Annotated in this window: 13 protein-coding genes and 1 riboswitch; of the genes, 9 read left to right on the top strand and 4 right to left on the bottom strand. The window is 74.5% G+C overall.

Annotation, left to right across the window (positions count from 1 at the left end; genetic code table 11):
• Nucleotides 1-46 precede the first annotated feature (46 nt).
• Nucleotides 47-520, bottom strand: a complete 474-nt coding sequence (locus tag D7193_RS01745) for a GNAT family N-acetyltransferase (RefSeq protein WP_241562780.1) — start codon at nt 518-520, stop codon at nt 47-49.
• Nucleotides 521-656: 136 nt separating this feature from the next.
• On the opposite strand from D7193_RS01745, the gene D7193_RS01740 reads away from it, so the two are divergent.
• The 4 genes from D7193_RS01740 to D7193_RS01725 all read left to right on the top strand — a co-directional run bounded on the left by D7193_RS01740 (nt 657) and on the right by D7193_RS01725 (nt 3,414).
• Entirely contained in the window at nt 657-908 is a 252-nt protein-coding gene (locus D7193_RS01740) for an acyl carrier protein (protein WP_174242530.1), read from the top strand.
• Nucleotides 905-2,182: an AMP-binding protein gene (locus D7193_RS01735; protein WP_120777622.1), complete on the top strand. Its 1,278-nt coding sequence runs from the start codon at nt 905-907 to the stop codon at nt 2,180-2,182. Before D7193_RS01740 ends, D7193_RS01735 begins: the two co-directional genes overlap by 4 nt.
• Complete coding sequence (locus tag D7193_RS01730) at nt 2,175-2,930, top strand: SDR family NAD(P)-dependent oxidoreductase (RefSeq protein WP_120777621.1); 756 nt, start codon at nt 2,175-2,177, stop codon at nt 2,928-2,930. Before D7193_RS01735 ends, D7193_RS01730 begins: the two co-directional genes overlap by 8 nt.
• 76 nt (nt 2,931-3,006) lie before the next feature.
• Entirely contained in the window at nt 3,007-3,414 is a 408-nt protein-coding gene (locus D7193_RS01725; protein ID WP_120779171.1) for a hypothetical protein, read from the top strand.
• A 65-nt stretch (nt 3,415-3,479) separates the two neighbouring features.
• On the opposite strand, the gene pseI is transcribed toward D7193_RS01725, so the two are convergent.
• Nucleotides 3,480-4,532: a pseudaminic acid synthase gene (gene pseI / locus D7193_RS01720; protein WP_120777620.1), complete on the bottom strand. Its 1,053-nt coding sequence runs from the start codon at nt 4,530-4,532 to the stop codon at nt 3,480-3,482.
• A gap of 132 nt (nt 4,533-4,664) precedes the next feature.
• On the bottom strand, nt 4,665-5,816 hold the full coding sequence (locus D7193_RS01715) for a glycosyltransferase family 2 protein (RefSeq protein WP_120777619.1): 1,152 nt from the start codon (nt 5,814-5,816) through the stop codon (nt 4,665-4,667).
• Between the two features lie 250 nt (nt 5,817-6,066).
• Between D7193_RS01715 and D7193_RS01710 the strand changes: the two genes are divergently transcribed.
• The 5 genes from D7193_RS01710 to D7193_RS01685 all read left to right on the top strand — a co-directional run bounded on the left by D7193_RS01710 (nt 6,067) and on the right by D7193_RS01685 (nt 11,196).
• Nucleotides 6,067-7,251 (top strand): acyltransferase family protein, encoded by a 1,185-nt coding sequence (locus tag D7193_RS01710; RefSeq protein WP_120779170.1) that lies wholly within the window; start codon nt 6,067-6,069, stop codon nt 7,249-7,251.
• Nucleotides 7,252-7,342: 91 nt separating this feature from the next.
• A complete protein-coding gene (locus D7193_RS33335; RefSeq protein WP_158674752.1) occupies nt 7,343-7,849 on the top strand; it encodes a hypothetical protein in 507 nt (168 codons plus the stop codon).
• Nucleotides 7,850-7,995: 146 nt separating this feature from the next.
• Complete coding sequence (locus D7193_RS01695; RefSeq protein ID WP_120777616.1) at nt 7,996-8,772, top strand: hypothetical protein; 777 nt, start codon at nt 7,996-7,998, stop codon at nt 8,770-8,772.
• A gap of 285 nt (nt 8,773-9,057) precedes the next feature.
• A riboswitch (cyclic di-AMP (ydaO/yuaA leader) is annotated at nt 9,058-9,201 on the top strand.
• Nucleotides 9,202-9,440: 239 nt separating this feature from the next.
• Nucleotides 9,441-10,277, top strand: coding sequence for a C39 family peptidase (locus tag D7193_RS01690; RefSeq protein WP_120777615.1), 837 nt, complete (start codon nt 9,441-9,443; stop codon nt 10,275-10,277).
• 184 nt (nt 10,278-10,461) lie between these two features.
• Nucleotides 10,462-11,196 carry an alpha/beta fold hydrolase gene (locus tag D7193_RS01685; protein WP_120777614.1) on the top strand — a complete coding sequence of 245 codons (735 nt, stop codon included), beginning with the start codon at nt 10,462-10,464 and terminating at the stop codon, nt 11,194-11,196.
• A 21-nt stretch (nt 11,197-11,217) separates the two neighbouring features.
• On the opposite strand, the gene D7193_RS01680 is transcribed toward D7193_RS01685, so the two are convergent.
• A complete protein-coding gene (locus D7193_RS01680) occupies nt 11,218-12,933 on the bottom strand; it encodes a CDP-glycerol glycerophosphotransferase family protein (RefSeq protein WP_120777613.1) in 1,716 nt (571 codons plus the stop codon).
• Between the last annotated feature and the right edge of the window lie 7 nt (nt 12,934-12,940).

Genomic DNA, 12,940 nt, shown 5'->3' with positions numbered 1-12,940 from the left:
CGGCCGGTTAATGGTGGCCGGACACCCGTGGAACGATTCCTCGTAATCAGCGCCGGCGGCGATTAGCGCGGTCGAGGGAAATCGGGATGACGGTGATTTCGCGGCCGTCGGAAATCTCCGTCCGTGGCGTTCCCTCCACGAAACGGAACCGGCGGTTCATCTGCCGCACGACGGCGTTGTGGCCGAGCACCTCGCCCTCCAGCCGGTCGAGCCCGAGATCGTCGAACGCGTGGTCGACGGCCTCGCGCATCACCTCCAGCCAGGCCGGCAGCGTCTCGCCCCGCGCGGCCAGCCCGTCGGCGTCCAGGTAGAAACCCCACGAACCGGTGGCCGGCCCGCTCACCCGCAGGTCGAAGAAGGTGACCACGCCGGACGGCACCCCGTCGCGCACGTACACCAGCACGCGCCGCGTCGGGTCCGTCCGCACCACCGCCCACCACCGGGCGTGCTCGTCGGCGGTGATCACGTGGCTGGTCTTGCTGGCCTGCCGGTTGATTTCCTGATTACGCCAGGACAACATCAGGTTAACGTCGTCCCCGGTCGCTTCGCGCAGCACGTTCCTCCCGCTTTCTCCGGTCCCCGCCAATCGTCGGGAGCACCCTACCCGCCACCCCGGGAAATGGGATACGCATTCGTCGGGCTGTACACTCCGCCGCATGAACGAATTGAGTCGCGCGCAGATCCGCGACCTCATGGCGCAGGTGCTCAAGAACCAGGGCAAGGTGCTTCCGGACGACGACGCCGCGGATCTGCGGGAGATCGGCTTCCGGTCCCTGGACTTCTCCGAGCTGGCGCTGCGGGTCGAGGACGAGACGGGCGAGGAGCTCAACTTCGACGCCCCCGGGCTGCGCCGGATCGCCACCGTCGGGGACGTCCTCGACTTCCTCGTCGAGCTCCAGAAGCAGTGACCGTCGGCACGCCCGGGCCCGTCGCGGCGCCGCACCCGGCCCCGGCCGGCACCGGCAACCGGATCGTCGTCGGCGGCGTCGCGCTCACCTGGCAGGACCTGCCGGACCCGGCGCTGAGCGCCCCGAGCGCGGTGCTCGCGCACGGCGCGAGGGACGCCCTCGCGGCGGCCCGCCACCACGCGACGCACGGCACCGAGCTGCTCATCAGCACCGACAGCCGGGTCGACGCCGGCCTGCGGGCCGAGTTGCGCGACGCCGGGTTCACGCTCACCGACCTCGCCGACGGGCAGACGCGCAGCCTCGCGCCGACCCGCCCGCGTGCCGCCGAGCCCGGCCGTCTCTGGCTGCTCACCTCCGGCTCCACCGGCCGCCCGAAGCGGGTCGGCCACACCCTCGGCTCGCTCACCACCGTCCGGGGCGACCAGCCCGCGCGCACCTGGCTCTGCCCGTACGCCCCGGGCACGTACGCCTGGTGGCAGGTGGTCACCCTCTCGCTGACCCAGCCCGGGCAGCACCTCGTGGTGGTCGAACCGGACCAGCTCGACGACTGGCCGGCGCTTGCCGCCGCGCACGGCGTCGACGCCGCCTCCGGCACGCCCACGTTCTGGCGCCGGAGCATCTACGCCGACGCCGCCGCGCTGGCCCGCGTGCCGCTGCGGCAGATCACGCTCGGCGGCGAGCCGGTCGACCAGGCCATCCTCGACCAGCTCCGCGAGCTGTTCCCGGCCGCCCGGATCTCCTGGATCTACGCCTCCTCGGAGGTGGGCGCCTCGATCGTGGTGCACGACGGCCGCGCCGGGTTCCCGGTGGAGTGGCTCGACCGGCCGGCGCCGGGCCGCCCGACGCTCAGCGTGCGGGACGACGAGCTCGTGATCACCTCCCCGTACCACGGGGTGGGGCTGGACGGGCCGGTGCGTACCGGCGACCGCGTGCAGGTCGTCGACGACCGGGTGCTGATCACCGGCCGGCTCGACTCCGACGAGATCAACGTCGGCGGGAGCAAGGTCTCCGCCGGCCTGGTGCGCGACGTGCTCACCGCCCACCCCGGCGTCGCCTGGGCGCGGGTGACCGGCCGGCGGGCCCCGGTGCTGGGCCGGATGGTGGTCGCCGAGGTGGTCCCACACCCCACGAGCGCCGGCGACGGCGGCGACCCGCCCGACGAGGCCGCGCTCGTCCGCTGGTGCGCCGACCGCCTCCCCGAGCACGCGGTGCCCCGCCGGATCCGCGTGCTGCCCGAGATCCCCGTCAAGGAGACCCTGAAGAGCGATGTCTGACCGCGTCGAAACCCCGCTCGTCCCGCCCAGCTCCGTGGTGCTCGTCTCCGGCGGCTCGCGCGGGCTCGGGCTGGCCATCGTCACCGACCTGCTCGCGCAGGGCGTCCGGGTGGCGGCCTTCGCCCGTACCGTCACGCCGGAGCTGGAGAAGCTCGCCGCCGAGCACCCCGACCGGGTGCACGTCGGGTCCGTCGACGTGACCGACCTCGCCGCCGCCCAGTCCTTCGTCCGCGAGGTGGAGGAGCGGCTGGGGCCGATCGACGGCGTGGTCAACAACGCCGCCGTGGGGCAGGACTCGCTGCACGTGCACACCGCGAACGCCGACCTCGCCCGGATCATCGAGACCAACCTGACGGCGCCGTTGCAGCTCACCCGCCTGGTGATCCGCCGGATGCTCGGCAAGGGCCTGCGCGGCCGGATCGTCAACATCACGTCGATCTGCGCCCAGCGCGGTTTCCCGGGCCTCGTGGCGTACTCGGCCACCAAGGGCGGCATGGACGCGGCCACCCGGTCGCTCGCGCGGGAGCTGGGGGGTCGGGTGCTGGTGAACGCGGTCGCGCCCGGCTTCTTCGCCTCGGAGATGTCCGCGGTGCTCGGCCCGACCCAGCTCGACCAGATCGTCCGGCGCACCCCGACCGGGCACCTGACCGAGCCCGAGGAGGTCGTGCCGGTGGTCCGGATGCTGCTGCGCGAGCACACCAACATCAACGGCCAGGTCATCGTGGTGGACGGTGCGGCCTCCGTCTGACCCGGACGCGCCGACGCGGTCCCGGCCCGACGCCGGGGCCGCGTCGCCACCGGCCACCCGCGGTGGAATCCGCCCGGTGCCGGCGCTGCTGTCCGCGGCCGAGCGGTACCTGCGGGTCGGCACGCCCGCCGAGCTGGCCGGGGCGGTGACCCGCAGCCACCTGGACGACGGCCGCTGTGTCGGCTGGTACGGGCCGCCCGCCGCCGGCTGGCGGGTGGCCGTCGACGCCGAGCGCGCCGGGGCGCCGGTCCCGCCGGCGCTGGCCCGGCGTTTCGGCACGGCGGACTTCTGGGCCCGGTGGACCCGGGCGGAATCCCTCTGCAAGCTCGCCGACGTGCCGGTCGCGGCCTGGTGGCGCCGGCACGGCCTGAGCATCCCGCCGGACAGCGCCGCGGTCTGGCGTACGGTGCGGCTGGCCGACCTCGTGGTCACCGTCGCCTTCGCGCCGGACGCGCCGGCCCCCGGGCGGCGGCCCGGCCCGTGACGGACCGGCGGGGCGGCACCGAGGTGCGCCCCGCCGATCTCAGCCCCGCGACGGCGGGGCGGCGCTCAGATGAGGTCCCAGGAGAGCGGGGTGCCGCGCGGGACGTCGACGGCGAACGTCCGGCCGAGAACCCGGTCGATCTCCACGGGCGGCAGGCCGCCCGCCGGCCGGATGGACCGTACGTTCCGCTCGGTAACCGGGTCGCCGGCGCGCACGTCCTCGACGACGAACAGCGAACGGCGGAAGCGCAGCCCCTCGCGCTCGGCCGGGGTCGGGCCGATCGCGGTGCCGCCGAGCGCCGAGTACGCCCGCCCCGACTCCTCGACCAGCGCGGTCAGCTCGCCCGGGTTCAGCGAGAAGTCCGAGTCGACCCCGCCGTCGGCGCGGTCGAGGGTCACGTGCTTCTCGATGAAGCAGGCGCCCAGCGCCACCGACGCGACCGCCACCCCGATGCCGGGCGTGTGGTCGGAGAGCCCGACGGGCACGCCGAACGCGTCGGCGAGCACCGGGATCCGGCGCAGGTTGCTGTCCTGGGGCGGTGCCGGGTACGACGCGGTGCAGGCGAGCAGGACGATCCCGCCGGCGCCACCCTCGCGGGCGGTGCGTACCGCGGCGTCGATCTCGGCGACGGTGGCCATCCCCGTGGAGATCACCATCGGCTTGCCGGTGCTGGCCACGAGCCGGATCAGCGGCAGATCCACCAGCTCCGACGAGGCGATCTTGTACGCCGGCGCGTCCAGCGACTCCAGCAGCTCCACGGCGGTCGCGTCGAACGGCGACGAGAAGACCGTGAGGCCGTGCCGCCGGGCCCGCTCGAAGATCGGCTCGTGGAACTCGTACGGGGTGTGCGCCTTCTCGTAGAGCCGGTAGAGGTTCTCCCCGCCCCACAGTTCGTGCCCGCTGGAGATGCGGAACGCCGGGGTGTCGACGTCGATGGTGATCGTGTCCGGCCGGTACGTCTGGAGCTTCAGTGCGTGCGCGCCGCTCGCCGCCACCGCGTCGACGATGGCCAGCGCCCGGTCCAGGTCACCGTTGTGGTTTCCGGACATCTCGGCGACCACGAAGGGTCGCTCACCGGCGCCCACCACGTGCGGGCCGATCTTCATTGTCGCCGTCATACCTCTGCTCACCTGCCTCCGCACCCGGGGTGCGGTCCTGCCGTCGTCGTCCGCCGATTGTGCGCAACGACCTGGAAAACCGAAGCGCCGGGGAACCTCCGGCCCCCGGCGGGATGCTGTCGACCGTCGCGGTCACCCCGCGCCGCGGCCCACCAGCGCGTCCTCGCGCCTGTTGCCCTCCGCACGGTCACCGGCGCCACCGTCGTCGCCGGAGGAGCGGTCGTCCGACCCGCCCGCGGGGGACGCGGGGCCGGCCGACGGACGCCGCAGCCGGCCGGCCACCCGGTGGGCCTGGCGCAGCGCGGCGTACGCGACGTAGTCGTTGCGGCCCACGAGCCGGTGCTTGAGCCCCGCGACGCCGCCCGGCATCGGGTACCCGCCCGCCGGCTGGTAGCGGCGGTAGTGCTCGGCGACCCGCTCGAAGAAGGCCCGCCGCAGGTGCGGGTGCAGCCGGTCGTCGTTGCCCACCACCACGAGGTAGTGGTTCACCATGAGCTGGAACAGCTCGGCGTGCAGGTGCTCGTCCGGGTACCGGCTGCGCACCCACTCCATGAGCCGTTCGTACTGGTCGAAGGCGTCGAAGTGCCGGCCGCTGCGCGTCGAGGTGATGGCGCCCTGCCGGCCCTGCCGGTAGAGGTAGCAGACCCGGTCGAGCACCGAGATCTTCTCCGCGCCGATCAGCAGGGGGTGGCTGAACGGGATGTCCTCGTACCAGCCGGGGTAGAAACGCAGCTCCAGCTCGTCCATGAAGGCGCGGCGGACCACCTTGTTCCAGGCGGTGTGCTGCACCCGCAGCAGCTGCGGCTGGTCGGCCAGGCGGACCACGCCGGACACCCCGCGCAGCAGGTGGCTGCTCGCGTCGACCTCGCGCCGGCCGTCGTCGTGAACCCGGAGGTGGTCGAGCATCAGCACGTCCGGCTCGTGCTGGCGCAGCCGGTCCAGCACCGCGGGCACGGTCCCCGGCGGCAGCCAGTCGTCGCTGTCCACGAACCAGACGTACCGGCCGGTGGCGACGTCGAGGCCGGCGTTGCGGGCCAGGCCCAGGCCGACGTTGGTGGTCAGGTGCACGGTCCGGATCCCGGACCGGCCGGCGGCGTACGACCGCAGCATCTCGCCGCAGCGGTCCGGCGAGGCGTCGTCGACGGCCACCAGCTCGACCGCGTCCGCGTCGCCCGCCGGGATGTCGGCCCGGATCGACTCGAGGCACTGGTAGAGGTACGCCTCGACGCCGTGCACGGGCACGACGATGCTGAGCAGCGGCGGTTGCGACGGCTCCTTGACCACCCCGCCACCTTTGTCGTCCCGGGTGGCCGGCCCTGAAACCTGACATGACCGGGAAAGGTGGAGTCACTGAACACCGGCGGAGCGAAAGGTTAACGGCGCACGTCTGCAAGATGCGGGGGCTGGGGGAACGGCGTACGGGTCGGGCGGTGCCGGTAAGGTGCTTCGATGCGGTTCGCCCGGCTGCGTCCGGGCGCGGCATCGACAGATCTTGAGGAGGAGACCTGGTGCTGGTGACCCTGTGGAGCCCGGCATGACGAGCGCACCCACCCTCGCGTCGGCCGGACGCCCGGCACCCGCCCACCGGCTGCCCTCCCTGACCGGGCTGCGCTGGATCGCCGCGCTGCTGGTCTTCGGGTTCCACGCCGGCACCATGCGCATCATCGCGGAACCCGACTACCAGACCGTGGTGGCCAAGGTCTTCTCCCTCGGCCTGTCGGGCGTGGAGTTCTTCTTCATCCTCAGCGGGTTCGTGCTCGTGTGGTCGGCCCGGCCCGACGACACCCGGTGGCGGTTCTGGCGGCGCCGGTTCGCGAAGATCTGGCCGAACCACGCGCTGCTCTGGGCCCTCGCGCTGCTGGTCGCGTTCTCGTTCGCCGACCCGGTGCGGCTGGGCGTCGCGGTGGAGAACCTCCTCCTGCTCCAGGCGTGGGACCCGCGCGACGGGCACTTCTACAGCGTCAACACGGTGAGCTGGTCGCTGTCCTGCGAGTTCTTCTTCTACCTCTGCCTGCCGCTCGCGCTGCCCCTCGTCCGCCGGGCCCGGCCGTGGATGCTGTACGCCGTCGTCGTCGCGGTGCCGCTGCTGATCCTGGCACTGTGGCCGGCGCAGTCGCTGGTGCCGGAGGCGAGCCGCTGGTGGTTCACCCAGGTCTTCCCGGTGACCCGGTCGCTGGAGTTCTGGATGGGCGTGGCCGCCGCCGAGCTGATGCGACGCGGTCGGTGGCGCGGGCCCGGGCTACTCCCGGCGAGTGTCCTCTTCGTCGGCGTCTGGGTGGCCGCCGCCGGGTGGATCCGCGCCGAGTTCTGGGCCGCGCTGCTGTCCGCCGCGTACCTCCTGGTCATCACGGCGGCGGCCGACGCCGACGTGCGCGGCCGGCGCTCGCCCTGGCGGTCCCGCCCGATGGTCTGGCTCGGCGAGGTCTCGTTCGCCTTCTACCTGGTGCACGTCCTCGTCATGACCACCGTGCTGCGCCTGACCGGCGATTGGGGCGTGGGCCTGCCCGGCTGGCAGGGTCCCGCGGTGGTGCTCGGGTTCCTGCTCGCGAACCTGGTGCTGGCCGGGTTGCTGCACCGCTGGTTCGAGACGCCCATGATGCGTCTGCTGGGCCCGCGCCGGGCCCGCCCGCCCGCCGGGACGGCCGCCCCGGCCTCCGCGATTCCCCGGCCCCGCACCGAGGACGCCCCGGGCCGTCCGGTCCACGTCGACTCCCGCTGAGTCCGTCCACCCTGGTCGGTGCACCGGCGTGGCGATGTCCGACACGCCCGGCATCGATGCGTTCGGGCGGCATCGGCGGTAGCGTGGTTCCGTGCTTCCCGTCGCGCTGACCTGTCCCCTGTGGTGGGTTGCGCGGTGGGCCACGCGCCTGCTGACCAGCCTCGCGCTCCTCGGCTCGCTCGCCCTCGGCGCCGCCGTTCCCGCCGGCGCCGTTCCGGCCGGCGCCGTTCCGGCCGGCGCCGTTCCGGCCGGCGTCGCCCTGTCGTCCGGCGCCGTTCCGCCGTGCGTCGCGGTCCCGGCCCTCGCCGCGACCCCGGCCGTCACCGCTGCGACCCCGGACGTCACCGCCGTGGATCCGGCCGCCGCCGTCGCTCCCGTGGATCCGGCCGCCGAGGCCGGTGTGACCAGCGGGCCACACCGGGCGATCGTCGTCGACGGCCCGGGTCACCGGGCGACGGGTGACGTCGCGGCCGTCGAGGCGGTCGCGTCCGGCGTGGTCGCGCCCACCGGCTCCGGCGCCCTCGCGGCGCGCGAGCCGGGCGCGCCGAAGGCCGCCGGTCCGGCGGCCCGGGCGTCCCGCGCCCCGCCGGTCGTCTGACGCCGGGCGGGAGCGAGTCCCGCCAACCGCGCCCGCCCACCCTGCCCCCGCACCGACCCGGCGCCCCGTGGCCCCGACCACGCTCCCCGCGCCGGCGCTCGTGCGGTTCCCCGCCCCGTCGCGTCCGCTGCCCGTGAGGTGCCGTCATGGAGAAGACCGTCCTCTACCAGTTCCTCGTCGAAGTGCCCCAGGCCGCCGCCATCTGGTCGGGCCTGCTCGTGCTCGCCCTCGTCGTCCTCACCGTCCTGGTCGCCCGCCCCGACCGCGACCGCCCCGAGGACGATCCCTCCCTCCCCGTCGTGCCGACCGACCGGGAACTCGCCGCGGCCGAGGCCGCCGACCAGCGCCGGTACGCCGAGGAGGTGGCCGTCGCGGCGGCCGGCGCCGCCCAGACCGCCCACCGCCGGCGGGAGGAGTGGCTGGCCGCCCAGACCGACCTGGAGCGGGCCTGGGCCGCCTACGACGAGGCGGAGGTCGCCGCGCGGCGGTTCGCCGGGGCGGGCAGCCTGCCCACGCCCCGTACGCCCCGGACGCCCGCCGAGTACGCGGCGCGGGAGCGCCACCTGCACCGTGCCGCGACGGCGGCGCACTGGCGGGGGGAGCTGACCCTGCGTCAGCTGGGCGAGGTGTTCGGGCACCGCAACGGCTGGGATCCCCGGTTGCATCCGGTCGAGCAGGAGGTGCGGCTGGCCCGGGTGGTCCGGGACACGCGGCTGGCCGACTACCGGGCCGCGCAGGAGCGGGAGCGGTCGGCCTGGCGTACCGCCGAACTGGCGGCCGAGGCGGCCCGGACCCTCGCCGCCGAGGCGTACGCGGCCGCGGCGCGGCTCCGGCCCGCCCGCGTCCCGGCGGCCGTGGCCGCCCCGTCGGGCAGCGGCCGGAGGTCACTGGCGCCGCGCTGGCGCCCGGCCCGGGTGGGCTGACCGCCGAATTGTTCGTGAGCCCGGTCACAACGCGGCGGAAACGGGCAGAGGGAACAGTCGACGGCAATTCCCCGGGTGGTCCGGCGCCATTGCCACCGGCCCGTCCGGTTACGTCCTTACAGTTCCACCGGAACCGCTCGTCCCATTGAGTCACGTCAGTTGCCGGACGCCCGGAAAAATTGTTCGACGGAACAGGTTTGAGCAGGTGGGGAGGGGTTGGCAGGGCGGGTACCTACCAGTAATGTCGGCGCGTCCGGTGCGGTAACCGATCGCAGAAGGCGACGCCGCGCCGACCCGCCTAATCGTGATGATCACGAGCCGGGGACCCACGAGCACGTCCGGGGTGAATCCGCGAGCAACGGCCCGCGGTAGGGCGATCTTCCCGCCCGAATCCGTCAGCTAACCCGGTAGGCGGTGTCGGAAGGAGTTCCATCCTCGTGCTGCACGACCCGACCCCTCGGCCGTCCCCGCACCTCCACGGCACCGCAGTGCCCCCGCTCGCACGCCCCGTAGCGGCGAGCTGATCCCGGCACCCGCGTCTCCCCGCCCGGCACCCGGGCGATTCCCCTGAGCGCCCCACCACCCGCGGACCAGGTCCGCGCGGTCCCGCCTGCCCGTTTCCGGGCCGGCGACGGTGCGCCGCTCTCCCCCTGAACCGTGGAGGACCTGTGAAGCACACCCTGAAGCGTCAGCTCCGTCGGCTGGCCACCCAGCGTCCGTACCAGGTCGCCGCCGCCTCCGCCGCGGCCCTGGTGATCGCCACCACCACCGGCGCACTGGTGAGCGCCACCGATGACACCCACAGCGGCCAGGCCTCGGCCGCGGTCGCCGAGCTGCGGAGCGACACGTCCGTCGCCTCCCGGGGCGAGGAGCGGACCACCCCGCCCGCGAGCAGCTCGCCCGAGACCAGCGCTCCCGCGTCGCCGAGCGCGTCGCCTGCCGCCGAGAAGAAGACCGCGGACCCCGACCTCACCCGCAAGCCGGAGGCGCCCAAGCCGCCGGCCACCAAGGTCCTCGACTACGACTACCAGGCGCAGACGACCTACTTCTACTGCGGCCCGGCCGCCACCCGTAACGCGCTCAGCGCCAGCGGGATCGAGCGGAGCCAGGACGCCCTGGCCGCGCAGCTGGGCACCACCGAGATGGGCACCAACTCCGCCGAGGACACCACCCGCGTGCTGAACGCGGTGGTCAAGGGCAGCCCGTACCGCACCCGGATGTTCCCCACCTCGCCCAGCCCGAAGCAGATGGACCAGCTCCAGGCCGACGTGGTCCGGGCCGTCACCGACGGGCGCGGCGTGGTCGCGAACATCGTGGGCGACGCCACGGACATCGACGGCGGCTGGCACTCGTTCCCGGGCGGGCACTACATCGCGGTCGTCGGCTACCGGGACAGCGGCCGCACCGTGAAGATCGCCGACTCGGCGAACCCGGCGGTGCCGTCGTACTGGATCACCACGATCGACCTGGCGAACTGGATGACCACCCGCGGCTACTCCGCCTGACCGACACCACACCCGGGCGCCGGCTCCTCCCCGCGAGGACCGGCGCCCGTGGCATGTCCGGCCGGCGACCGGCCCCGTTCCGCCGATCCGGCGGCGTCCCGGAGCGCCGGACACCACCGGATCGGCGCTCCGGTGTCGCGCCGCGCCGCTCGTGCGCGTCGTCCCTGCATGGCAGACTGCGCGCATGGTCGATGACGCCGGCGGCCGGCCGGTCCTGCTGCTCCTGCACGGCATGGGCGCGACCGGCGACGTCTGGTTGCCCTCGGCGCCGCTGCTGGAGAGCCGCTGGGCCGGGCGATGGTTGGCACCGGACCTGGCCGGCCACGGCTGGGCGCCACCGCTGCCGTCCTACTCGTTCGCCGCGCTCGCCGAGCAGGTGGCCGCCACGCTGACGCCGACCGACCGGCTCGTGGTGCTGGGGCACTCCCTGGGCGGTGTGGTGGGGCTGGCGCTGGCCGCCCGCGCCGGCGGGCTGCCCGTGGCCGCCGTCGTGGGGGTCGGCATCAAGGCCGTGTGGTCCCCGGCGGAGCTGGCCAAGGCGCGCGACCTCGCCGACCGCCCGGTGACCTGGTTCGCCACCCGTGACGAGGCGGCACGCCGCTACCTGCGCGTCTCCGGCCTGGCGGGGCTGCTCGCCCCGGACCATCCGGTGGTCGACGCGGGGCTGCGTCAGGTCGACGGGCGGTGGCGTCTGGCCATGGATCCGACGGCCTTCGCGGTGGGCGAGCCCGCCCTGCCGTCGCTGCTGGCCGCCACCGACGTGCCGGTCCTGCTGGCGCGCGGCGAGCACGACCCGATGGTCACCGACGCGCAGCTCAAGGAGCTGGGCGTGCCGGTGGCCACGCTGCCCGGGCTCGGGCACAACGCCCACGTGGAGGACCCGGAGGCCGTGCTGGAGCTGGTGGACGCGTACCGCTGACCCGGCCGCGTGGGCCGCGGGTCAGGCCGTGGGGGAGAGCGGGGCGGTGTCGGGCTCGACCGGACGGCCGGTACGCGGCGCCACCGGGTTCCACCCCGGCTCCAGCTCGCGCCGGGCCGCGTTCAGGAACGCGTCGGCGTACGACTCGACGGGGAAGTCACCGAGGTAGCGCCGCCGCGTCGCCCAGCGGTCCGGCGCCAGCGGATCCGCGCCGAGCAGCCGGTCGAGCACCTCGTCGAGGTTGGCCATGTCCCGCCGCAGCACGTAGCCCGCGGCGGCCAGCGGGAACCGCTCGGTGAAGGCGTCCCCGTCGCCGAGCATGTCGGTCACCGCGAACGGCTTGCTGGAGTAGAGGTAGTCCGAGATCACTCCGGAGACGTCGGAGACCAGCGCGTCGGAGAGGTTCACGCAGTCCACGAGGCTCAGCTCCCGGCTGGCCGCCGGACCCCACAGGTGCTGCCGGCCGGTGCGCGCGCGGTCGGCCGACAGCAGCTCGGTGAGCCGGCCGAGCTGACGGGCCGAGGCCGGGTTCTGCGTCGTGTACGGGTGGGCGCGCAGGATCACCGTCGCCCCCCGGTCGAGCAGCCCCCGCAGCAGCGGCTCGGCCACCGGCAGGGAGCAGTAGTCCGCGTCCGCGTGGTGCCCGGTCCAGGTGGGGGTGTAGAGCACGGTGCGCGGCGCGCCGACGGGCAGCGGCTCGGGGCGTACCTTGATCGACTCGACCTGCGGGCGGCCGACCACCACGAACTTCTCCGCCGGGATGTCCACGCCGGCCCGCGCGTACCGCTCGATCGCCGCGGGCCCGGCCACGAAGATCCGGTCGAAGATCGCGGAGACCGGGTTGGCGCTCGGCGCCTTGTCGCTGTCGCCGTGGTGCAGCTGGACGTGGGTCAGCTGGGTGAACCGGATGCAGTGGCTGTTCTTGGCGCCGTGGTTGACGTAGAACGCCACCTTCAGGCTCGGCACCAGCACCTCGTCCATCGCCCGCAGGGTGGGACAGTAGACCACCGGCGCCGTGGTGGCCGCGGCGACCGGCGCCAGGAACTCCGGCTCGCGCAGTAGCACGAGGAACGGCCGGCCGATCCGCTCCAGGTACGGCAGCCACATGGTGACCTGGTACTCCGAACCCGGCGGCGCGGAGAAGTACAGCACGAACTCCGGTTGGTGCGCCCGCAGCGCGCGGCCCACCGCACCGCCGCCGGCCGGCGCCCGGAACCGCCGCCGGGCCAGGTCCAGCGCCACGGCCCCGGCGCCCGCGGCGACCAGCAGCGCCGCGAGGAGGGCCACCGGGGCCGGGAGCGTGGCCGCGGCGGCCAGCGCCACCACGGCCAGCAGCCCGAGCAGCGCCTCGTCGAGGTGCGTGGCGACCAGCGGCGTCCAGGACCGGACCCGCAGGTTCGCGGCGCGCAGCTCCAGGTTGCCGGCCTGCCGCAGCGGCCCGACGAGCAGCACCAGCCCCAGCACCAGCAACGCGGTGACGGCCAGCGCGGGCTCGAAGCCGGCGTCGAGCCGGCGGGCGTACCCGACCAGCACGGCGGCGGCGATCAGCGTCGTCTCGGCGGCCGTGTCCGCTCCCGGGCGGATCCGCCGCTCCACGGCGGTCGCGGCGAGGGCCGCCACCGCCAGCGCCAGCCCCCACCCGGTCGCGCCGGTCAGCGCGACCAGGAGGAAGGCCAGCACGGCCAGTCCGATGCTCAGGCACCGGGCGATCAGTTTCCGGACCAGGTCCCCACGCATGTCGCTC

It is taken from the genome of Micromonospora costi (assembly GCF_003626655.1).
Lineage (GTDB): Bacteria > Actinomycetota > Actinomycetes > Mycobacteriales > Micromonosporaceae > Micromonospora > Micromonospora costi.
This window is presented reverse-complemented; position numbering and strand designations above follow the sequence as displayed.